Source organism: Acetivibrio straminisolvens JCM 21531 (genome assembly GCF_000521465.1).
In the GTDB taxonomy this organism is placed as follows: Bacteria; Bacillota; Clostridia; order Acetivibrionales; family Acetivibrionaceae; genus Hungateiclostridium; species Hungateiclostridium straminisolvens.
Window position 1 is genome coordinate 38,837 of record NZ_BAVR01000014.1, and the last position, 24,139, is coordinate 62,975.

The following is a 24,139-nucleotide window of genomic DNA, read 5'->3' on the forward strand; positions in this document are numbered from 1 at the left end:
TTAGAGATATTATTTATTGTGGGGAGGTAATACTATGAAGAACTACTTTTATCCCGAGGAAAGAATAGCGATTGTAGGAATGGGAGCGCTGCTTCCCGATGCAAATAATGTTGATTCATTTTGGAACAATGTTCTAAGCAAAAAGGTATCCATCAGAGAAGTACCCGACAGTATTTTAAAACGAGATGTATATTATGATCGCAATGCTTTTGGTAAAATCAATAAAAATGACAAATCTTATACGAGAGTTGTAGCTCCTGTCGATGTTGATGACTACACTTCATTAAGCAGAAAATTTAAGATTCCCCCTGCGGTAGCAGAACACATGGATCCAAACCAGCATGTGGCGATTTACTGTGTAGATCAGGCTTTACAATCCCTTGCAAACAGCAATATAAATAGGGAACGTACAGCGGTTATATTAAGTACCGGTGCTCCGGGAATTCGATACAACAATATAATAAGGAGAACCTATTATTCAAAAATAGAGCATTACCTTCGCAATAATCCGAGACTGAATTCAAATTTAAAAAAAGAGGAATTGGATGAACTGGTTCAAGGACTTTCAAACATGGCCCTTGACGGTACAATTCCCATTACCGAGGATAGTGCACCGGGAATGCTTCAAAGTATTACGGCTGCAAGGATTGCCAACCTGTTTGATTTTTGCGGTCCCGCCTATACCATTGATGCTGCATGTGCATCCAGCCTTGCTGCAGTTATAAACGGTGTTACCGGGCTTCTGAGAAAGGACTATGATGTATTGGTCACCGGTGGAGTGGATGTGACATTGGATGAAAGTCCCTTTGTAGTTTTTTCGGCAATAAACGCATTGTCGCCAACCGGCTCATATCCCTTTGATTCCCGTGCAAACGGATTTGTAATCGGTCTTGGGGGAGGGGTGTTAATTTTAAAAAGGTTGGAAGATGCCCTGAGGGACAATGATAGAATATATGCGCTGATATCCGGTTTCGGCCAGGGAAGTGACGGTAAGGGCAAATATATTGCCGCTCCCAATGAAGAGGGACAATTACGTGTCATTAAAAGTACTTTGGAGATGACCAACTATGCTGCGGATACCATAGAGTACATAGAAGCTCACGGTACGGGAACAACTGTGGGAGATGTTGTTGAAATAAAGGCATTGAAAAAGGCCTTTGAAGCTATGGGAGTTACGAAGAAAAACTTCTGTGGAATTGGCTCTGTGAAATCAAATATAGGACATTTAAGGTATGCGGCGGGAAGTCCGGGAATTATTAAGGCGTCTATGGCTTTATACAACAAGATATTACCTCCTACCGCAAACATTGAGACCATCAATCCGAAGCTTGAGATTGAGAATTCTCCTTTTTACATACTGACGGAGAAAAAACAGTGGAAGGAAAATTCTTCTCATCCGAGAAGAGCAAATGTCAGCGCCTATGGATTTGGCGGAGCGGATTATTGTGTTGCGCTGGAAGAATTCCGGCCGGAATTTGTGAGAAAGACTTATGCTTTTTCCAAATCGTCCGAGGATACTAAAAACTCAACAGATGCACCTCAAAAGGAGTCTTCAACGCAGGAAGTTGTATTGTTCTCCGGTTCGGCGATTGAGGAGATTGAGGATGCATACAGATTGTTTGTTGAAGAAAATAATCAAAGTTCTGATTTTGAACAGACGGTATTTTATAATAACTCCTCAGTTTCGGCCAAAAAAGAATATCGCCTGGCAATATGTGCCTGCTCGATGGATGAACTAACGGAAAAGTATAAGTTTTTTGAGGAATTTATAAAAGAAGGTAAAACGGAAAACCTTCAGGCGCTTAGTGTAAAAGGGATATATTTTGGAAAAGGAGAAGCGGTGACGCCGGACAAAGTGGCGTGGATGTTCCCGGGACAGGCTTCCCAGTATCCCAATATGTTAAAGGGTGTGTATGAGAGCTATCCTCAAATTGAAGCTCTTTATATGCAGGCAGATGCTGCATGGAAATCAAAATACGGTTATAATATTACATCCCTTGTTTTTGGAGATGACGAAGAGAGTCTACAGGCAGTGCTCAAAGATACGAAAAACACGCACCCTGCAATGTTTTTAAGCAATATTGCTATGTTCAAGCTCCTTTCGGAGTCAGGTATAAAGGCTGATTACATGATAGGTCACAGCTTGGGAGAAATATCAGCCCTTCATGCAAGCGGTATGCTGGACTTGAAAGCCGCCCTTTGTTTGATAGGCGAGAGAGGATTTGCCTTTGACGGTATTCCCCAGGAGGACCGCGGTATAATGATGAGCATAAAGGCCGGCAAGCTCAAAGTGGAGGAATTGATTAAAGAAAGCGGCCTTAAAGTGTTCGTCGCAAACCTCAATTCCCCGGAACAGACAGTTGTAGGCGGAAGAGAAGAAGAAATAGACAGGATGGCACAAGTGCTGGAGCAAAATAAAATTACATATACGAAGCTGAATGTTTCTCATGCCTTCCATACGGAGCTGGTGGCAAGTGCTGCAGAGCGTTATCATGAAAAAATCAAGGATATGGTTTTTGCCGTTCCTAAAGCCCATGTCATGGCATGCCATAGGATGGATTTCTATCCCGAGGATAAGGAAAAAATGGATAATGTTCCGTCCATGCTGAAGGAACAGATAGTCTCATCTGTTAACTTCACAGACTCCGTATTAAAGCTTTATGAAAAAGGTGTTAGAGTCTTTGTGGAAACCGGACCTTCTTCGGTGCTTACAAACCTTGTAAAGAGCATTCTTCAGGGCAAGGATGTCAAAGTTGTGGCTTCAAACAATAAAAGAAAGAATGCTGTGGATGCATATAAGCAGGCTTTGGCAGAGCTTTTTGCGTACGGTATGGATATTTCTGTACTGCCTTCCGGAAAGGTTCTGAGATGCTCGAAAGGTACTGAAAAGACAGTCAGTGAAACCTGCGGATTCCAAGCCGGGATGAATTTGCCGGTTGAAGTACAGGCTAAGGTATCAAAGCCGCTTGACAAGGAAAGTATTGTATATAGCGGTGTTTCGGTAGGTTTGCCCGGTACATTTAAAAAAGTGTTCTCCGATGACAATTTCGATCTTCTCTTTGAAGGAAAGAACCTGATTGAAAGACTTACGGACGATGAAGCAAGCAGCATATTGGATTTAAACATCACAAGGCTTTTAAAAACCGAAGCGGAAACAACCTTCAAAAGGCTTTCGTCCATTAATGAAGTCATACAGCTTGCGGGAAAACTGGGCAAGATTGATATGCTCAGCGACTATCAGATTGATGAGAAGGCATTAAGGCAGATGACCGTGACGGTGTGTGCCGGAGTGGCAGCAGGATACGAGGCCTTAAAGGATGCAGGCATTCCGTTGGTGAGGGAGAGAATAAAAACTTCCAGCGGTTCCTATTTGCCGGGCAGGCTGGTGTTGCCGGAATACATGCAGGATGACACCGGAATAATATTTGCCAACGGTTTCTTCCCGGTTGAATCTTGCATAAGCGAGGTTTCAAAATATGTTGCCGGCAAGTTCGGAAGAAAAACAAGAAATGACTTGATAGATTTTTATGAATCGATTATTTCAAAAGTTAGCGATTACAGTGTAAAAAAATATCTGACGGATTGGTTTAATCTCCACTATTCAAGGCTTATGTACAATAGCGGGGAAGAGGAAATATACGAATTCAACCATGACTTCTTGGCTCTTCTTTGCTCACAGGCCAACAACAGGCTTGCTCAATTTATCGGAGCAATGGGACCCAATTTCTTCTTGAGTGCCGCATGCTCTTCAACAATTACGGCAGTTACTGTTGCAGAAGACCTGATTCGGGCAGGACATGCAAGAAGAATGATTGTTATAGGTGCTGAAGATATTACGACAAAAACAACACTACCTTGGTCTGCAGCCAGCTTCTTAAGTATGGGTGCTCTCACCACTTCTTCCGATCTTTTCGAGGCTGCGGTGCCTTTTGACAACAGAAGGAACGGAATGATTTTGGGAGCGGGTGCTGTAGGACTTGTCATTGAAAAAGAGCCGGATGTGGCTGAAAGAGGTATGAACGGCATTTGCCGCATTTTAGGTACCCATGTCTTTAATACTGCCGGACACCAGTCAAAAATTGACAGCAACAAATTTGCTGTTGAATTTGACAAATTCATGACCAAGATGGAAGAAGAGTATGGATTTGATAGGAAAGATATTGCAAAGAGGACGGTATACTACTCCCATGAAACCTTCTCTCCAAGAAAGGGCGGATGCGCAAACGCCGAAAAGGCAGCACTGGAGAAGACTTTCGGCAGCAATTTCAGGGATATAAAGGTTATCAATACGAAGGGTATGACCGGACACACTATGGGTGCCTCAATCGAGGAAGCTGTGGCGGCAAAAGCTTTGCAATATCAGAAAATTCCTCCTATTGTAAACTTCAGGGAGCCGGATCCGGATCTTGAAGGCCTGAATTTATCCCAGGGCGGTTCATACAGCTTTGACTATGTAATAAGAATGGTGACAGGCTATGGAGCCCAAGGTAACTATCACCTTCTTAAAAAAATAGCAACCGGTGATGAAAGGATTTTTGACCGGGAAGCTTATCAGAGATGGCTTGACAAAATTACGGGTTCGAAGGATGCAAAGCTTACAAAGTGTGGAAGAATTCTTGTGGCAGAGGAAACAGAAGGAAGAATTATTGAAGATTCTACTGATAAATTGTCTTTTAGCAATAGTGCTGCGGGAGTTTTAAACAGCGAATCGGCCATGATGTGAATGCCGGAGCTGCTACTTCTTCTAAAAAGGATAATCCTCAGGTGGCAGATGAAAGCATTGTGGATGAGATACTGGGTATATATTCCGAAATAACCAGGTATCCGAAGGATATGCTGGATCTAAACATGGAAATTGAGGCGGACCTGGGAATTGATACGGTAAAACAGGCTACAATCCTTTCGATAATATCGGAGAAATTTAATATTCCTCAGGAGGATAGCATAAAGCTTTCAAACTATCCTACGATTGGCCATGTTGTTAGTTTGGTTCAGGCAAGATGCGCAAAGGAGGATGGCATATGTAAAGAAAGCTTTTCTGCTCATGCTAAAAACGATGATTTCCGAGATAATGGGAACACCGGCAGTGCCGCAACCGGAAATGTTGAAGAGGAAGTGTTTAAAGTAATTTCGGAAATTACGAAGTATCCCGCAGACATCCTTGAAAGGAACATGGAAATGGAAGCGGATTTGGGGATTGACACGGTTAAGCAGGCTACTATATTTTCCATCCTGGGCGAGAAGTTCGGCATTGAAGGAAATGGTGCAAATATATCCCAGTACAAGACCATAGGCTCTATCGTGGACCTTGTGAACCAAAGTCTCAAACTAAAATCGTCAGAGCCCGTAAATGCAGGATTTGGAATAACAAATTCCAATATAGATAATTTCGAAACAACGACTTATAAAGCCCAAAGCGGCAAAGAGGCCGGAGAGCGTGTAGGTAATAAGGTTGAAGTACATAGAGAGAACAATGAAAAGGACGTTGAAGAAAAAGTCCTGGAGATAATTTCCGAAATTACGAAATACCCGGCAGAAATGCTGGAAAGAGATATGGAAATGGAAGCAGACTTGGGGATAGATACAGTTAAGCAGGCCACCATATTCTCTTTGCTCAGTGAAAAGTTTGATATCGGCAAAAATGAAAGGATAAATATTTCGGAATATAAAACTATCGGCAGTATTATTGAACTGGTTGCGGGCAGTTTCAAAAAATCAGAATCCTCAAACGAAGATGCCAAGAGTGAAGTAGCGGTTGTTGAAAGCATCGATGATGAAGACATTAATATTGAAAGGGATCTTTGCCTGCAGATACCGGTTTTTTTGGAAAAACAAGCAGAGGGAACGGATTTTGATCTGAAGGACAAAAAGATATGGGTTGTTGGTGACAATGAAAAGCAGGTTCAAAAGGTGTCAGGGTATTTTGCAAAACTTTCGGCTGGGGTCGAAGAGTTTGTGTTTGAATACTTAGGTGATGGGGCCGAACTTGAAAGAAAAGTTGCCGATTTTCTTAGCGAAAACCATAAAGTGGATGCAATTATAGATTGTACTCACTTTGGTACTTTGATTGATTTTGATAAAATCTCTGAGAATGAACAGGACAGGATGCTGTTTTTAAGCAGCGAGGCGAGGTTCATATTCTACAAAGCTCTGGCACAAAAGTTTAGTGAGCCTAGAATAAGAATTTTATGTGTAATATCAATGGATGGCTGTCACGGTTATTCCCAAAACGAACAGGTTGGAATTGATCCGTTCTACGGTGCTTTATCCGGCTTTTACAAGGGACTTGGGAAAGAATGGGACAAATCCACCGTCAGGATTGTGGACTTGGGCCAGGGTAAGGGCAATGTATTGGATAGCTGGCATTTGCCGGTGCTTGCCCAAGAACTTCAGAATAGATGCGACGATTATGAAATTGGATATTGTGACGGCAAGAGAGGTGTAATCAAGCTTAAAAATGTGGAGCGCAGCAGTTTTAAGCAAATGAATATACCGGATAATGCCCATTTCGTCATTACCGGAGGCGGAAACGGAATCACTTCGGAGATTACAAAGGGACTATCCCGAAGATTTAAGGCAAAATTCACGATAATCGGCAGGACCGAACTATTGGATGGTTCTGAAGTAATTCTTGAGGGTGATGAAGCTTATGTAAATAATATCAAGCTGGAAATTCAAAAAAGACTGGAAAAGACCTATGAAAGGGTAACTCCGGTAATGGTCCAAAAGGAATTTGACAAGCTTGTGAAGTCAAACTCAATTAAAAGCTTTTAGAGAGCATAAAGAAGGACGGAAACAATGCAGTATATCTATCCTGTGACGTAAGAGATTATAAGGAGCTTAAAAAGGCCATAGATAAGGCTGTACAAGAAAACGGACCTGTCCACGTACTTATCCATGGAGCAGGACTGGAAAAAAGCAGGCATCTAAACCAAAAGGAAAAAGAAGAGTTTTATGAGGTGTTTTCTGTAAAGGCCAAGGGTCTTTGCAACCTCTATAGGATACTGGACAAAAAAGAGCTGAAGATTGCCATGGCTTTCTCATCCATATCCGGAAGGTTCGGCAATGAAGCCCAAATTGACTACTGTGCTGCCAACAGCTTTGTAAACAGCTTTATGTCTATGGTTGGAGCTGCTTACAAAGACATATATTCTTTAAGCTTGGCATGGTCAGGGTGGAAAGATTTGGGTATGGCTTGGAGGAATGAGTTTATAAAGATAAATTCTGAGGAAATGGGCCTTCATCTAATTGAGCCTGAGAGGGGAACCAATGAGTTTATCAATATTTTAACCGGGGGTCTTGACTCGAAAGAGGTGGTTATAAGCAGGGGACTTGGTGCTCTTGCCAATAACAAGGTAATGGATGAAAACCTGGATGACAGGCCGATGATTGATTGGGTAAGCAAAAAAGACGGCAGGATTGAAAAAGTATTCAAAGTTGTTTCTGTCAAAAGGGATGCCATTTTTGATCATCACAGACTCGGAACAGTGCCCCTGGCTCCGGCGGTAGCCTTCATGGAACTTGGTGCGGAAACCTTAAGCTTGATGTCCGGAAAGAACGGTCAATTCTGCTTTAGGAATATCAGTATCGATAAGCCTTTGAAGCTTTTTCATGAAGAACCTCGGGAAGTTATTGCTTTGATTCATCAAAAGGAAGGAACGGAAAGTTTTGATATGGAAACATATACTTATCTGAATTCCAGATTTGGCATTTCAAAGCTTATAGGCTTAAACAGCATGAATGTCAGCGGCAATTTGGGAGAATACCGTCACCTTCTTGAGATGATGAAAATTGAAAACGAACCTATGGAAGAAGGCTTTACGTCCGAGTCACTAAAAGCCTTCCTGCAAAAGAACAGTAATTCTATTAATCTGGGAACTTTGTTTATTGACGAGAAAAAGGAAAACAATATTTACAGGAGAAACAAAAACGGAGCGGTATTTTCAGTGGTTCTTCCTGAGGAGGAATTGATCAATAAAAAATATAATCTGGATAAATTACTGATAAATCCGGCTTTTGCCGATTCTATTTTCCAGGTTTGCGGGCTTCATTCCCAGTTTGAGAGCGAAGTGGTATTCCTTCCGTGGCAGGTTGAAGAGTTTGGTGTCGTGAAAGCTCCAAAGGAAAGAATGCGTTACAAGGCATATTCCGTATTGAAACACAAGGATGACGAAATAAAAGTATATGATGCTATTATGGTCAATGAAAAAAATGAGGTATGCTACTATGCCAAAAACGTTAAGATGAGGGTTATACACTCATGATTATTCAAAACGGGATTTCTGAGAAAGACACTGTGAAACTGGCAAATTTTTATTTGGAGAGACAGGCAGAAGAGTATGGGTTTTGCTATCATGTTGTGGATATGGATAAAATGGCCCAAAGGCTTAAAGAGGATGAGGACAGCGTTTTGTCGGTGTTGTCCGATAGAGAACTTGGGCATTTTGGGGATTTGAGAAACCCTAAGAACAGGCTGCAATGGATTTCGGGAAGATATGCGGTAAAGTCGGCAATTTTTAAACACAAGCTGAAAGAACAGAGTCTAATAGATCCCCGTTGTCTGGATGTTCTGAAAGGGGCGGATTCCGCTCCTTTCATTCTGCAATATCCCGGTTTATGCGTATCCATAACCCACTCTTTTCCGTATTGTATCGGCATGGTTTCAAAGAGGGCTGTCGGAATAGACATGGAAAGGGTTTTTGTTCCGGAAGACTCTTTGCTAAAATATTTCTTTTCCCAAAGAGAGGAAAAGTATTTAAAAAGTCTGGGAAATACCGGGGAATATTCAGTACAGTCTACAATTTTATGGACAAGAAAAGAGGCTATATCAAAGCTTTTTCGATTGGGAATGAAGATGGATTTCAAGGAACTGGATACCTTGGAGGACGAGATAATTTATCAGGATAAGAGTAATGTGCGTATACTTTCTTTCGTTTGCAACAATTACTGTATTTCCTTGGCTTTGCCGGATTGTGATGAAAAGTGAAATTATTGACTAAAAGTTTAAAAACTGTTCATAATATTAATGCATGGTAATCATAGAAAAATACATCCATAGAAAGTAAAAAAACTTTGTTAAAAAATTAATTATTTTTTAAGTTAAGTATTGAAAATAAAAATAAAATAATATAAAATGAATCATGGTGTAAGATATACTTGCCAGAGGATGAATTATTTACTGCATTCATGCTGTATGGCAGCTAATATAAGCATTAACTCAAATTTTAATTTACATAGGAGGCGATATTAATGGCAGTAAAAGTAGGTATTAATGGTTTTGGACGTATCGGACGTCTTGTATTCAGGGCTAGTCTCAACAACCCTAACGTTGAAGTTGTTGGTATAAACGACCCATTTATTGACCTTGAATACATGCAATATATGTTGAAGTATGATACAGTACACGGCCAATTCAAAGGTGAAATCTCAGAAGACAACGGAAAGCTTGTTGTAAACGGCAAAAAAATAAGCGTATATGCTTGCATGGATCCTGCTGAAATTCCGTGGAGCGAATGCGGAGCTGAGTACGTTGTTGAATCCACCGGTGTATTCACAACTACAGAAAAGGCTTCAGCTCACTTCAAGGGCGGTGCAAAGAAGGTAGTTATCAGTGCTCCTTCAGCAGATGCTCCAATGTTTGTTATGGGTGTAAACAATGACAAATACACAAAGGATATGAACGTTGTATCCAACGCTTCATGTACAACAAACTGTCTTGCTCCTCTGGCTAAAGTTATTCATGAAAACTTTGGAATCGTAGAGGGCTTGATGACTACTGTACACGCTACAACTGCGACTCAAAAGACAGTTGACGGTCCTTCAAAGAAAGACTGGAGAGGCGGACGTGCAGCAGCAGGTAACATCATTCCTTCATCAACAGGAGCTGCAAAGGCTGTTGGAAAGGTTATTCCCGAATTGAACGGCAAATTGACAGGTATGGCATTCAGAGTTCCGACTCTTGACGTATCTGTTGTTGACTTGACTTGCCGTCTTGAAAAGCCTGCTACTTACGATGAAATCAAAGCAGCTGTTAAGAAGGCTTCAGAAAATGAATTGAAGGGTATTTTGGGATACACTGAAGATGCAGTTGTTTCTTCAGACTTCATAGGCGATGCTCGTACTTCAATTTTCGATGCAGATGCCGGTATATCCCTCAACAGCAACTTTGTAAAACTCGTTTCATGGTATGACAATGAATGGGGTTATTCAAACAAAGTTGTTGATTTGATAGTTTATATGGCTTCAGTAGATGCGAAATAATTGCTTTTGAAAATAAAAATAAAAAGGTTCGGTTAAAACCGGGCCTTTTTGAATTTAAGCTTCTTTAACGAAGGAAAGACTTTTGGCGAAAAAACTTTGTTAAAAAATAGATAAATTTTTTTGTATTCTATTGAAAAGTGTGATAAAAAGATGTAAAATGTTAACGGTTTAATGGTGGCATTTCTTAACGTTAATACATAAAGTATGGCTTTAAAATCAATAATACAAATAATGTTCAATATGTTTAGGAGCGTGAATGTTTATGTCAATGATGAACAAGAAAACCATTGAAGATGTTGATGTGAAAGGTAAAAAGGTCATAGTAAGGGTTGATTTTAACGTACCTTTGGACGAAAACAGAAAAATTACCGATGACAAAAGAATAGTCGGTGCGCTTCCAACCATCAAATATTTGGTTGACAACGGTGCAAAAACTATATTGGTTTCCCACCTTGGAAGACCGAAGGAAGGTTTTGAAGAAAAATACAGTATGGCTCCAACTGCTGTAAGACTTGGCGAACTTCTCGGAAAAGAAGTAATTATGGCGAAAGATGTTATCGGTCCCGATGCAAAAGCAAAAGCAGCTGCATTAAAAGATGGAGAAGTTTTAATGCTTGAGAATGTTAGATTCCACAAGGAAGAGACTAAGAATGACCCTGCTTTTGCAAAAGAATTGGCAAGTATGGCTGAAATTTATGTAAATGATGCTTTCGGAACTGCTCACAGAGCACATGCTTCAACAGCAGGTCTTGCCGACTATCTGCCGGCAGTATGCGGATACCTTATCCAGAAGGAAATCGATTTCATGGGCAAGGCTCTGTCAAATCCTGAAAGACCGTTTGTGGCAATATTGGGCGGTGCCAAGGTTTCAGATAAAATAGGTGTTATCGAGAATCTTATTGACAAAGTTGACACTCTTATAATTGGCGGAGGTATGGCATATACATTCTTTAAGGCAAAGGGATACAGCATAGGAACATCCCTGTGTGAAGACGATAAAGTAGAACTTGCAAAGAGCCTTATGGATAAAGCAGAGAGCAAGGGAGTTAAATTGCTGCTTCCTGTAGACAATATTGTAGGTAAAGAGTTCAAAGATGATACAGAACGCCAGACAGTTCCGTCAAATCAGATTCCTGACGGATGGATGGGTATGGACATTGGCGAACAAACTGTTAAGTTGTATTCGGAGGCTATTAAAAATGCCAAGACTGTGGTATGGAATGGTCCTATGGGAGTATTTGAGTTCTCCAACTTTGCAAACGGAACAAAAGAAGTAGCAAGAGCAGTTGCCGATTCCGGAGCAATCTCAATAATAGGAGGAGGGGATTCTGCGGCTGCTGTTGAACAGCTTGGCTTTGCAGATAAGATTACTCACATTTCAACCGGAGGCGGAGCATCACTGGAGTTCCTGGAAGGAAAAGTATTGCCGGGAATTGATGTATTATTGGATAAATAAGGAGAGACGAGGTCATGAGTAGAAAAATTATTGCAGCTGGAAACTGGAAAATGAACAAGACAGCGAAGGAAGCTGTTGAGTTTGTAGAAGCTTTAAAAGGAAGAGTCGCAGATGCCGATTCCGAAGTAGTAGTAGGTGTGCCCTTTGTATGTTTGCCCGGAGTTATTGAAGCAGCGAAGGGATCAAATATCAAGGTTGCTGCGCAAAACATGCACTGGGAGGAAAAAGGTGCTTTTACTGGAGAAGTGGCAGGTCCAATGTTGGCCGAACTTGGGGTTGACTATGTTATCATTGGTCACTCCGAAAGAAGACAGTACTTCGGTGAGACTGACGAGACAGTCAATAAAAAAGCACATGCGGCATTCAAATACGGTTTAAAACCGATTATCTGTGTGGGCGAATCCCTGACTCAAAGAGAGCAGGGGGTTACTGCCGAATTGGTAAGATACCAGGTTAAGATTGCTTTGTTGGGTCTTACTGCCGAACAGGTAAAAGAGACTGTAATTGCTTATGAGCCTATTTGGGCAATCGGTACAGGAAAGACAGCTACAAATGAACAGGCAGAAGAAGTTTGCGGCATAATAAGAGAATGCGTAAAAGAGCTTTATGGCGAAGATGTTGCCCAAGCTATCAGAATTCAGTATGGCGGAAGCGTTAATGCAGCCAATGCAGCAGAGCTTTTCAATATGCCGAACATTGATGGAGGACTTGTGGGAGGCGCAAGCCTCAAACTTGATGACTTTGAGAAAATTGCAAAGTACAACAAGTAATTAAGTGCCTGTAATTTGTGACTTTAAAAATTTGTGTAGATTACATAAAACAGTCCCGTCCAAAATTAAAGGGACTGTTTTATTTACCTATATTCAAATACCTTAAAATGTGGTATATATAAATAGGATTGAAATCAATTTAAATACATAAATGAATAAATTGAAATGGAGTGTAGAATATGAAAGACAGGCTCGTAACATTGATTATTTTAGATGGCTTCGGTATTAATCCGAAAAAAGAGGGAAATGCCATAGAGGCTGCAAATAAACCGAATATAGACAGGTTTTTGAGGGAATATCCCAATACTATCATACGTACAAGCGGTATGGATGTTGGACTTCCCGACGGTCAAATGGGCAATTCCGAGGTAGGACACACCAACATTGGTGCCGGAAGAATTGTATATCAGGAGCTTACAAGGATAACTAAATCCATTCAAGACGGAGATTTTTTTGAGAAGAAGGAATTTTTAGATGCTGCTGAAAACTGCCGGAAGAACAATTCAAAGCTGCACCTTTTCGGTCTTCTTTCTGACGGCGGCGTACACAGCCATAATACACATCTTTATGGATTGCTGGAGTTTGCCAAAAAGCAGAATTTGCAAAACGTGTATATTCATTGCTTCTTTGACGGAAGAGATGTTCCACCGGACAGCGCAATGGGTTATGTAGAAGAACTTGAGAATAAAATCAAAGAAATTGGTGTTGGCGAAATTGCTTCAGTCATGGGAAGATATTATGCATGGACCGTGACAACAGGTGGGAAAGAGTGAAGCTTGCTTATGATGCCATGGTGCTTGGAAAAGGAAATCAAGCTTCAAGTGCAAAGGAAGCAGTCGCCGAATCTTATAAAAGGCAAGAATTTGACGAATTTGTCAAGCCTACGGTTATTATGAAAAACGGAGCTCCCGTAGCTACCATTGAAGAAAATGACTCAATAATATTCTTCAACTTTAGGCCCGACAGAGCCAGAGAAATTACCAGAACCTTTACAGATGTGAATTTTTCCGGTTTTGAAAGGGAAAAAGGATATTTTCCGGTGTTCTTTGTCTGCATGACTCAATATGACAAAACTTTCGAAAATGTTGTTGTGGCATTTAAGCCGGAAAGCCTTGAAAATACCTTCGGAGAGTATATTAGCAAGAAGGGATTGAGCAGCTTAGAATTGCCGAGACGGAAAAATATGCTCATGTAACTTTCTTCTTTAATGGAGGCGTTGAAGCAGTATATGAAGGAGAAGACAGGGTACTTATAAATTCTCCTAAGGTTGCAACATATGATTTGAAGCCTGAAATGAGTGCTTACGAGGTAACCGACAGCGTGTTGGAGTGCATAAATAAGAAGGAATACGATGTAATAGTATTAAACTATGCAAACCCTGACATGGTGGGCCACACAGGAGTGTTTGAGGCAGCAAAATCTGCAATTGAAGCTATCGACGAGTGCCTCGGAAAGGTTGTACCTGCAATACTTGAACAGGGCGGCGTGGCGCTGATAACAGCAGACCACGGAAACTCCGAACAAATGGTGGATTATGAAACCGGAGGACCTTTCACAGCACACACGACAAATTCTGTTCCCCTCATTGTTATAGGTTTGGGAGATGTCAAGCTTAAGGAAGGAAGACTTGCGGATCTTGCGCCGACAATGCTCAGTATTTTAGGGCTTGAAAAGCCTAAAGAGATGACAGGGGAATCGTTAATTATAAAATAAGATATATCCGAAACTTCGGCATTATGTCCGAAGTTTTTTTTGCCTCTGGGAGCGAAATGAAAGAGCTAAAAGCGAAGAGACTGAGAAAGAAAAGTAAATTAAATAGAAAATATTTCTTGCAAATACTTTCATATTGTAGTAAATTATTGTAGAATAAAATTGTAGTTTTTATGGGAAGTGGATTATTTGACATTGCTCCTTTTAGAATAGTAATGCTTTGCATGGCCTGTAAAGGCAAGCCATATCAATATGAAAAAGGAAGGTCAATATGATTGGAAGAGTTGGCAATACAAATAAAAATCAGCTTCAAAGCGATAATAAAGAAAGTTTGCTGTCGCGGCTGGGTTTGTCAAATAAAAAATCTTCTAAAAAGCTATTTTATATAATTTCCTCAATTCATATAGTCATTGTAATAATACAAGCATCAGGTGTGTTGCCGGTAGAGCTTCGAGCTGTTACAGGAATATTTGAAATCGGACTTTCAATTGTATTGTCTTACCGTTTTGGTTATAATGGGATGACTTTGTCCCTAATCACCAATGGTTTGGCATCTATGCGTCTTTTTGTCATATCCAGACAGATAAATGAGGTAGTAGTGAGTGAGGCGGGCCATTTAACAGGCGATTTAAGAATAATAGCAGACAGCGCATCGGGACTTCTTGTAAATCTTTCGGCTGCGAGGGTGGCTGTTATGATAGTATCGATAATTGTTGCCTATTCCTACGAACAGGAGCGCAAATATATAAAAAAGCTGGAGTGGCTGGCTTGTGTTGATGGGGCTACCGGAGCATATAATCACCGGTATTTCCAGACGAGGCTTGAGGAAGAAATTGCTCAGGCAAGTTTAAGAAACGGTTCCTTGGCTTTGGTGATGATTGATTTGGACAATTTTAAAAAATATAATGACACTTACGGTCATATAGCAGGAGACAGACTTCTATTAAAAGCAGCCAAGATATTTATGGAAAACGCAAGACAGCATGATATTGTCTGCAGATATGGAGGAGATGAGTTTGTCATATTAATGCCTGATGCAGACTCCAAAAACATCATTTCAATGATTAAGCAGATAAGAAAAGAATTTACCGGGTTTTTGAATACTGAAGAATTTCGTATACATAAGAACGAAATCAGCTTGTCTGTAGGATATTCAATATATCCGTGGCTTGCACGGAATAAGGACGACTTGATTATTCAAGCGGACAGTGCTCTTTATCAGGCGAAAAACATGGGAAGAAATAATGTGCGGATCTATAGGGATGTTTTTGAGGATATAAAGACATTTTTCAACTCAGATGAACAACAGTTGTTGGGTGGATTAAGAGCTTCTTGGTACGGTCTCGGCAAAGGATAAGTACACCTTGGGACATTCGGAACGCGTCATGGAGTATGCCGTGAGGATTGGAAAGGTAATGGGACTTGGCAGTGAAAGATTGCGTCTTCTTAAAATAGCTGCTCTGCTTCATGATATTGGGAAGGTAGAGATTCCAGAGTCTATACTGAACAAAACTGAGCCTTTAACTCCTTCTGAAATAAAAAGTCTTCGCAGGCATCCAATGTATAGTGTCGATATATTGGAGCCTTTGTCCAGTATCGAAATGTTAATTGATTCTATAAAATATCATCATGAAAGATATGACGGAAAAGGATATCCTACCGGGAAAAAAGGTAAGGAGATACCATTGGAAGCACGGATTCTATGTGTCGCAGATGCTTTTGATGCAATGCTGTCGGACCGTCCCTATAGAAGGGGAATGAAGATGGATGAAGTGCTGGCAGAACTAAAAAACAATTCCGGCACACAGTTTGACCCCGAGACGGTGAAAGCTTTTTTAAACACTTTTGATATCGGCTATGACAGCGCAAGTCTGGATGAGATAATCTGAATACACCGGTTGTTTCATGAAAATATTAAAAAGATGTTTTAATGCGGACCGTTATGGATAAAATATACTATGGTTTTGCAATAAATGCTTTTCCAATTATTGAGCTTTGTGCAATGCCATAGAAGGTTGAATATTAGTTTTCTAAAGATACAAAATAAGCTATATGAAGGGAGAATGAGAAATGAAACAGTACTTGGAGATTGAAAGTGTATTTGCAAGAGAAATACTTGATTCAAGGGGTAACCCTACAGTAGAGGTGGAGGTTATAGCAGAAGGCGGATTTATAGGCAGAGCGGCAGTTCCGTCAGGTGCATCCACAGGAGCTTTTGAAGCTGTAGAATTGAGGGATAACGATAAAAACAGATATCTGGGAAAAGGTGTGCAAAAAGCAGTAGAGAACGTAAACAATATTATTGCACCGGAAGTTGAAGGTATGAACGTATTTGATCAGGCTGCCATTGACAACCTGATGATTAGCCTGGATGGTACTCCAAACAAGTCAAAGTTAGGTGCCAATGCCATTTTAGGTGTTTCCCTTGCAACAGCAAAAGCTGCTGCTGAAGCACTTGGCATAAGCCTCTATCAATATATTGGTGGAGTTAATGCGAAAACACTTCCGGTACCCATGATGAACATAATAAATGGCGGAAAACATGCCGACAACAGCGTAAATATTCAGGAGTTCATGATAATGCCGGTAGGCGCTTCTACATTTAGAAATGCTCTTCAAATGTGTGCGGAAGTTTTCCACAATTTAAAGAAAGTATTAAAGGATAAAGGATATAGTACTGCTGTCGGAGACGAAGGAGGCTTTGCTCCGAATCTTAAAACCGATGAGGAAGCCATTCAGGTTATATTGGAGGCTGTTGAAAAAGCAGGTTATAAACCGGGAGACGATTTTAGAATTGCAATAGACGCTGCTGCTACAGAAATGTATCAGGAGGATGGAACATATCTTTTCTGGAAGTCCAATGTGAAAAAGACAAGGGAAGAGATGATAAGCTACTGGGAAGAGCTGGCAAATAAATACCCGATTATTTCTCTGGAAGACGGTGTTGCAGAGGAAGACTGGGAAGGCTGGAAAATGCTTACCGAGAAGCTAGGAGGTAAAATACAGCTTGTAGGTGACGACCTTTTTGTTACAAACACAACCAGACTTAAGAAAGGTATAGAAATGGGAGTGGCCAATTCCATACTTATTAAAGTGAACCAAATAGGAACCTTACGGAAACTCTTGATGCCATAGAAATGGCAAATCGTGCGGGATATACCGCTGTTGTGTCCCACAGGTCCGGAGAGACAGAGGATGCAACAATTGCAGATATAGCTGTGGCAACCAATGCCGGACAGATAAAAACCGGAGCTCCGTCAAGAAGCGACCGTGTGGCAAAATACAATCAATTGCTTAGAATAGAGGAAGAAATAGGCGCAGTTAGCCGGTATCCCGGACTTGATGCTTGGTTTAACCTCAAAAACAAATAATGAAAAAGACGTGCACAATAGATGGAAAAGGCCAATTTTTCCATATAGAAGACAAGATATGATAAAAAGCACCGGATGAAAATCTTTGAAAAAACATTGGCATTAATGCTTGTATTCTCCGTATTAGTATGTTAAAATGTATCTTGTCAATTTTTTAGGAGGTGCCTTTAGCATGCAAATAGTAGTTACTATTTTTCATTTGATTTTTTCAATATCATTAATCGTGATTGTATTGCTCCAGTCAGGTAAGCAGGCTGGGTTGTCAGGTTCTATTGCCGGCGGCGCAGAGACTTTTTTTGGAAAGAACAAGGGAAGAACTATTGATGCTATTTTAGGTAAATATACAGCAGTTGCAGCTATAGGATTTCTGATTACTTCAGTTATATTACAGCTTATTATTTCAAAATAAGATAATAAAAAGAGGAAACTGTATTACTTGCAGTTTCCTTTTTTTGCTGCTTTTTACACCATTCTTTATTCTTTGATATAATTCATGCTTTGGTTTATGCTATAACTATGTAATTCAAATGTATTATCTTTTTTGAAAACTCGAAGTTTTTATTTATTCCTTGTAATTATTATTCTAATTTAGTAATATAATATTGGGCTTTGAATTTGTCTGCAAGCTATAAGCAGCTTCGATGATATTTTTGGGTTTTTGGTTGGGTTTTGTTATAATTGATTTAAGCTATTCAATAATTAATTTTGGAGGTATTGGTTTCGATGGAAAGAGAACAGGCACTGGAAGAGTTAAAAGGCAGAATTCAAAATGAGAACTTGATAAAACATTCTCTTGCAGTTGAAGCAATAATGAAAGATCTGGCTTTTTATTTTAAAGAGGATATAGACAAGTGGGGCTTAGCCGGATTGCTCCATGACATTGACTGTGAAAAAACAGCAGGTGACATTTCAAAGCATAGCTTGGTTGGTGCGGAGATTCTTGAGTCTCTGGATATTGAAAGTTCAATTATATATGCAGTAAAAGCCCACAATGATTATCATGGTATTGAAAGAAAGAGAAAGATTGACAAAGCTTTGTACAGTGCTGACCCTGTGGCAGGTCTTATAACTGCTTCAGCTTTGATCCTTCCTTCAAAGAAACTGGAGGATGTGACTGTTGATTTTGTAATAAAAAGGATGAATGAAAAAGGCTTTGCAAAAGGTGTGAACAGAGAGCAGATAAAGGCATGTGAACAGTTGGGCATTTCTTTGGATAAATTTATTGAAATCGCTTTGGAAGCTATGAAGAAAATTTCCGGCGAGTTAGGCCTTTAAAAGGTTTCTTGAGGGAACTCACAATTTAGATAACATAAAAAACCAGGGTTTAATAATCTTGGTTTTATTTGGCTTCTAGGAATGGAATGAAAGATGCAAAAGCAAAGGGACTCGATGTCTAGAGCTTTTATTTGACCTGAATTATTAAAAAAATATATTAAAGAGTGTACTTTTTGGGGAAAATAGTACAATCAAGCCATTTACTAATATAAAAAGGAGGGAAAATGCTGTATATAAATACAGCTTTGCGAAAAATATGATGGATAAAAAAGAAAAAATACTGGCATTTATGAGGGAGGATGCATATAAACCCCTTTTATTCGGTGAATTGGTTACTGTACTAGACGTCCCAAAAAGTGAGATTGGGAAGTTTGAGAGCCTGCTGATGGAGCTGGAGGAAGAAGGCAGAATATTTAAAACCCAGAAAGATAGATACGGAGTCCCTGAGAGGATGAATTTAATATGCGGATATCTTCAGGGAAATGAGCATGGGTATGGATTTTTAATACCTGATGATGAAAACATGAAGGATATATTTATTCCTTCAGGCGGCTTAAATGGCGCCATGCATAAAGACAGAGTTATAGCAAGGATCAACAAAAAAGGCATCGGGGACAAAAGGGCCGAAGGGGAAATAATAAAAATTGTAAAAAGGGCTAACAAGACCGTTGTCGGTACCTTTGAAAGCAGCAAGTACTTTGGCTTTGTAGTACCGGATGACCCGAGGATATCTGGGGATATTTTTATTCCAAAGGATGAGATAAATGGCGCTAAGTCAGGTCAAAAAGTTGTGGCGGAGATTGTTGTATGGCCGGCAAAAAGAAGAAATGCCGAGGGCAGGATAGTTGAAATAATTGGTGACAAAGATGAGCCGGGTTCGGATATTCTCTCTATTATAAAGGCTTACAATCTAAGGGAGGATTTCCCTGAGGAAGTTATGAGAGAGGCCAAATCAATCAGCCAGACTGTGACCGAGGATATGATCAAAGGAAGGCGCGACCTTAGGGATTTGACCATGGTCACCATAGATGGCGAAGACGCCAAAGACTTGGATGATGCTGTTTCCCTTGAAAGACTTCCCAATGGAAATTATCGCCTGGGAGTTCATATAGCTGATGTAAGCTATTATGTCAAGGAAAACTCTCCTTTGGATATAGAGGCTTTGAAAAGAGGTACCAGTGTTTATCTGGTTGACAGGGTTATACCTATGCTTCCAAAAGAACTTTCAAACGGAATATGCAGTCTAAATCCTAAAGTTGACAGGCTTGCTTTCACTGTCATGATGGAGATTGACAAATCCGGCAGAGTTGTGGACCATGAAATATTTGAGAGTGTAATAAACGTTAATGAGAGAATGACCTATACCGATGTTTACAAGATTCTTGAGGAAAATGACGAGAGACTTATTGAACGTTATAAAGACCTCTGCGGCACCTTCAATACGATGAAAGAACTGGCTCTTATACTCAGAAAAAAGAGGATGGACAGAGGAGCTATTGACTTTAATTTTGACGAGGCAAAGATTATACTTGATGAAAAAGGTGTGCCGGTTGAAGTTAAAAAGTATGAAATGACTATTGCCAATAATATAATTGAAGAATTCATGCTGATATGCAATGAAACGGTTGCAGAGCGCTTTTTCTGGACAAATACACCTTTTGTCTACAGGATTCATGAAGACCCGGATACGGACAAAATTGAGGCGTTCAGCGAGTTTGTACACAATATGGGATATACACTCAAAGGCATAAACAAAATTCATCCTAAGGCTTTGCAGGACGTTTTGGAGAAGGCCAGAGGTACAAAAGAGGAGACCATAATAAGCACAGTAATGCTGAGGTCTTTGCAAAAGGCCAGATACAGCCATATCAACAGCGGGCATTTCGGGCTTGCTGCAAAGTACTACTGCCACTTTACATCGCCTATTAGAAGATATCCTGACCTAATTATTCATAGGATTATGAAGGAATATCTAAAAGGTGATTTGAATCCTGCAAGAGAAGATTTGCTAAACAGTAGGCTTCCCGAGGTTGCAAAGCTTTGCTCCGATAGAGAACGGGCTGCGGAAGAGGCGGAAAGAGACACGGAAGATCTAAAGAAAGTTGAATTCATGAAGAAGCATGAAGGAGAGGTATTTGAAGGTATAATATCAAATGTAACTTCCTTCGGTATGTTTGTGGAGCTGGAAAACACTATCGAAGGCTTGGTGAGAATGAGCAGCTTGGAGGATGACTATTATGTTTATAACGACAAGACCTACAGCCTGATAGGGGAAAGAAGCAGAAAGGTTTACCGAATAGGTGATGTGGTAAATGTCACGCTAATCAAAGCCGATATATCTGCACGCAAAATTGAATTTGCGATTGTTGATACAGGTAATACGGAAAACGATGAAAAATCCGAAGAGCCTGATTGGGATGAAGATGTGAAGCCAAAGAGAAAGCGCAAGAAGAAAATAATGGATGAAGCTGTAATTCTTCACGTTCAGGGAAAAAAGAAAAAGGTCAAAAAAATAGAAATATAATAGAAGTATAAAGGGAGAGATTTGATATTTTACTTGTGAGTGCGTGCCTTCTTGGAGTGGATTGCAAATATAATGGAGAAAATAATCTAAACAGCAAGGTCTTAGAACTTCTTTCGAAAGAGACTTTGATACCGGTATGCCCTGAGCAGCTGGGAGGATGTCCTACGCCGAGAGTTCCTTCTGAAATAGTAGACGGAGACGGTGCGGACGTTTTAGACGGCAAAGCCAGAGTAATGACCAAAAATGGGGAAGACGTTACCGAGTATTTTATTAGGGGTGCCCGGGAAGTGCTAAAGATCGCACAATCCATGGGCATTGAGAAAGCAATAATGAAGGCCAGAAGTCCATCCTGCGGATTTTGCAGTATTTACGACGGTACGTTTTCGGGAAAAACCAAAAGTGGTAACGGTGTCACTACAGAGATTCTGAAAAGAAACGGAATTTCGGTTTTGACGGAGGAAGATGTATAAAACGCGAAGAGTGAAAATGAAGGATAACATTATGAGGAGGTAAAATGTATTTACCTCCTCATTACAAACTACACAATAAAGTTTTTGATTTCTTCGCAGAAGCCTCCGCATTCGTCAGCGTGAACATCTACTCTGATAGGTTTACTTAAGTCAAGACTGAAGATGCCCATGATAGATTTTGCATCAACCACATAACGTCCAGATGTTAAATCAATATCAAAATCATATTTATTAACTATATTAACAAAATCCTTAACATCAGTAATGGACTTAAGTGAAATATTGAATGATTTCATACTATTTCCCCCTTTATATTTCTTTACGCATTATTTTTTCCTGTTTATATCTTAACCTGTTTGAAGTTGCAAGTCAATCGTGATATTGCTAAAATTTACTTAGTATTTTATAACTATTTTTTCATATCAAAATAGAGTAGAGGAGTTTTAAACAAGCAATGAAAAGGGCTGCATTCTATACATTAGGCTGCAAGGTAAACCAATATGAGACCGAGGCAATTTCCGAGATGTTCGAAAAAGCGGGCTACGAGATAGTAGACTTTGAACAAGAAGCCGATGTTTATGTGATTAATACATGTACCGTTACCAATTTGAGTGACCGAAAGTCTCGGCAAATGATAAGAAGGGCAAAAAAAACTAACCCGGATTCCGTAGTTATCGTAGTCGGCTGCTATGCCCAGACCGCACCCGAGGAAGTAAGCGAAATTGAAGGGGTAAACATGGTTGTCGGTACCAAGGACAGGAGCAAAATTTTAGAGTATCTTGAAGAACTGGAGGCTTCTGGTGGCCGGAAGAATTATGTTGGAGACATAATGAAAACCAGGGAATTTGAGGAATTAGGTGTTGATGTATACAAAGAGCGTACCCGGGCTTTTATTAAGATACAGGAGGGATGCAGTCAATTTTGCACATACTGCATAATTCCATATGCTAGAGGGCCTGTGAGAAGCCGTTCGGAGGAAAACATCCTGAAGGAAGTGGCAGGACTTGCCCAGAGCGGATATAAAGAAATAGTACTTACCGGAATACATGTTGCATCTTATGGAAAAGATATAAAGACTACTTCATTGGTTGATATTATAAGAAAAGTTCATGAAATTGACGGGATAGAAAGAATCAGGCTCGGCTCAATTGAGCCTACAACGGTAACGGAAGATTTTGTTGAAGCGGTAAAGGGACTTCATAAATTGTGTCCGCAGTTTCATATTTCTCTTCAAAGCGGTTGTGACAGTACCCTAAAGAGAATGAACCGAAAGTATACCGCCAAAGAGTATCTGAGATCTGTAAAGCTTCTGAGAGATAACTTGAAGGACGTGGCTGTTACAACAGATATTATGGTTGGTTTTCCGGGAGAAACCGATGAAGAATTTAAAGAAACATACAGGTTCCTTGAAGAAGTTTTCTTCTCAAGGATGCATGTGTTCAAATACTCCCGTAGAAAAGGTACACCGGCGGCATCTTATCCTGACCAGGTTTCGCCGCAAAAAAAAGAAGAGAGAAGCCGCATGTTGATTGAACTTGCTTCCCGTATGACCTTAAAGTACAACCAGAGTTTCATAGGCAGGGTTTTGCCGGTGTTGTTTGAGCAGGAAGTAAAGGAAAAAGAAGGTTTTATGGAAGGGCTGACACCAAATTATATAAGAGTTGAATGCCAAGGGGATAAAGATATCGAAGGAAAAATTTTAGATGTGCTTTTAAAAGAGACCAAAGACGATTTTATCATAGGAGAGGTCGTAAGTTAGCTCTTATGACGGTAGCAAGTTTTTTAAAATTTTAAGGAAACCGCGAGAATAAAAGATACATCATAATCAAATAAGCAGAATTAATATGAATCGCACTCAAAAATATTGCATAATTTATCCTGTTGTATTACTATATATATATACGCGTGGTGTTATGGACTTGGGTTGGTGCTATTTAACTTTAGTCCTCACTTGGACAGGAGAGTGATTAGTTATGGCAAACAATGAAACTATGATGTTTAGTGTAGAGAAAGAAAAGGTTAATGAAGCCAGGGAATTGCTTTTATCTGTATACCAGGCTTTAAAAGAAAAGGGTTACAATCCTATTAACCAGATTGTAGGTTATATTCTTTCGGGGGATCCGACCTACATAACTAATCATCTGGATGCCAGAAGTTCTATCAGAAAATTGGAAAGGGACGAGCTTTTAGAGGAAATATTAAGGTGCTATCTGGAAGAATGTATCAATAAAGGCTCCGTATGATATATACGGAGTTTTTTATAGTATTTCGATTAATAAATAATAAAGTTGTTAGGCTGGTGT

General features: G+C 40.0%; 13 protein-coding genes and 3 pseudogenes. 15 read left to right on the forward strand and 1 reads right to left on the reverse strand.

Annotation, left to right across the window (positions count from 1 at the left end; genetic code table 11):
- Positions 1-34: 34 nt before the first annotated feature.
- The 13 genes and pseudogenes from JCM21531_RS25015 to JCM21531_RS05665 all read left to right on the forward strand — a co-directional run bounded on the left by JCM21531_RS25015 (position 35) and on the right by JCM21531_RS05665 (position 21,836).
- A pseudogene (locus JCM21531_RS25015) lies at positions 35-8,264 on the forward strand (SDR family NAD(P)-dependent oxidoreductase).
- Positions 8,261-8,986: a 4'-phosphopantetheinyl transferase family protein gene (locus JCM21531_RS05615; RefSeq protein WP_243467281.1), complete on the forward strand. Its 726-nt coding sequence runs from the start codon at positions 8,261-8,263 to the stop codon at positions 8,984-8,986. Before JCM21531_RS25015 ends, JCM21531_RS05615 begins: the two are co-directional and overlap by 4 nt.
- A 263-nt stretch (positions 8,987-9,249) precedes the next feature.
- Positions 9,250-10,260, forward strand: coding sequence for a type I glyceraldehyde-3-phosphate dehydrogenase (gene gap, locus JCM21531_RS05620; protein ID WP_038288110.1), 1,011 nt, complete (start codon positions 9,250-9,252; stop codon positions 10,258-10,260).
- A 262-nt stretch (positions 10,261-10,522) separates the two neighbouring features.
- Positions 10,523-11,716 (forward strand): phosphoglycerate kinase, encoded by a 1,194-nt coding sequence (locus JCM21531_RS05625; protein WP_038288111.1) that lies wholly within the window; start codon positions 10,523-10,525, stop codon positions 11,714-11,716.
- 14 nt (positions 11,717-11,730) lie between these two features.
- Positions 11,731-12,486, forward strand: coding sequence for a triose-phosphate isomerase (gene tpiA / locus JCM21531_RS05630; RefSeq protein ID WP_038288112.1), 756 nt, complete (start codon positions 11,731-11,733; stop codon positions 12,484-12,486).
- Positions 12,487-12,665: 179 nt separating this feature from the next.
- Positions 12,666-14,199 (forward strand): annotated as a pseudogene (gpmI, locus tag JCM21531_RS05635) (2,3-bisphosphoglycerate-independent phosphoglycerate mutase).
- A 268-nt stretch (positions 14,200-14,467) separates the two neighbouring features.
- Positions 14,468-15,553: a GGDEF domain-containing protein gene (locus JCM21531_RS05640; RefSeq protein ID WP_243467282.1), complete on the forward strand. Its 1,086-nt coding sequence runs from the start codon at positions 14,468-14,470 to the stop codon at positions 15,551-15,553.
- A 28-nt stretch (positions 15,554-15,581) separates the two neighbouring features.
- Positions 15,582-16,085 (forward strand): HD-GYP domain-containing protein, encoded by a 504-nt coding sequence (locus JCM21531_RS20830; RefSeq protein ID WP_243467283.1) that lies wholly within the window; start codon positions 15,582-15,584, stop codon positions 16,083-16,085.
- Positions 16,086-16,266: 181 nt separating this feature from the next.
- Positions 16,267-17,567 (forward strand): annotated as a pseudogene (eno, locus tag JCM21531_RS05645) (phosphopyruvate hydratase).
- A gap of 172 nt (positions 17,568-17,739) precedes the next feature.
- A complete protein-coding gene (secG, locus tag JCM21531_RS05650; protein ID WP_038288114.1) occupies positions 17,740-17,976 on the forward strand; it encodes a preprotein translocase subunit SecG in 237 nt (78 codons plus the stop codon).
- 314 nt (positions 17,977-18,290) lie between these two features.
- Entirely contained in the window at positions 18,291-18,842 is a 552-nt protein-coding gene (locus JCM21531_RS05655; protein ID WP_038288122.1) for an HDIG domain-containing metalloprotein, read from the forward strand.
- Between the two features lie 256 nt (positions 18,843-19,098).
- Positions 19,099-21,366: a ribonuclease R gene (rnr, locus tag JCM21531_RS05660; RefSeq protein WP_038288125.1), complete on the forward strand. Its 2,268-nt coding sequence runs from the start codon at positions 19,099-19,101 to the stop codon at positions 21,364-21,366.
- Between the two features lie 26 nt (positions 21,367-21,392).
- On the forward strand, positions 21,393-21,836 hold the full coding sequence (locus JCM21531_RS05665) for a 2-thiouracil desulfurase family protein (RefSeq protein WP_038288128.1): 444 nt from the start codon (positions 21,393-21,395) through the stop codon (positions 21,834-21,836).
- A gap of 68 nt (positions 21,837-21,904) precedes the next feature.
- Here the strand turns inward: JCM21531_RS05665 and JCM21531_RS05670 are convergent, their stop codons facing one another.
- Positions 21,905-22,132, reverse strand: coding sequence for an HPr family phosphocarrier protein (locus JCM21531_RS05670; protein ID WP_038288131.1), 228 nt, complete (start codon positions 22,130-22,132; stop codon positions 21,905-21,907).
- A 158-nt stretch (positions 22,133-22,290) separates the two neighbouring features.
- On the opposite strand from JCM21531_RS05670, the gene mtaB reads away from it, so the two are divergent.
- Positions 22,291-23,595, forward strand: a complete 1,305-nt coding sequence (gene mtaB, locus JCM21531_RS05675; RefSeq protein WP_038288133.1) for a tRNA (N(6)-L-threonylcarbamoyladenosine(37)-C(2))-methylthiotransferase MtaB — start codon at positions 22,291-22,293, stop codon at positions 23,593-23,595.
- A 214-nt stretch (positions 23,596-23,809) separates the two neighbouring features.
- A complete protein-coding gene (locus JCM21531_RS05680; RefSeq protein WP_038288138.1) occupies positions 23,810-24,079 on the forward strand; it encodes an IreB family regulatory phosphoprotein in 270 nt (89 codons plus the stop codon).
- Positions 24,080-24,139: the final 60 nt, after the last annotated feature.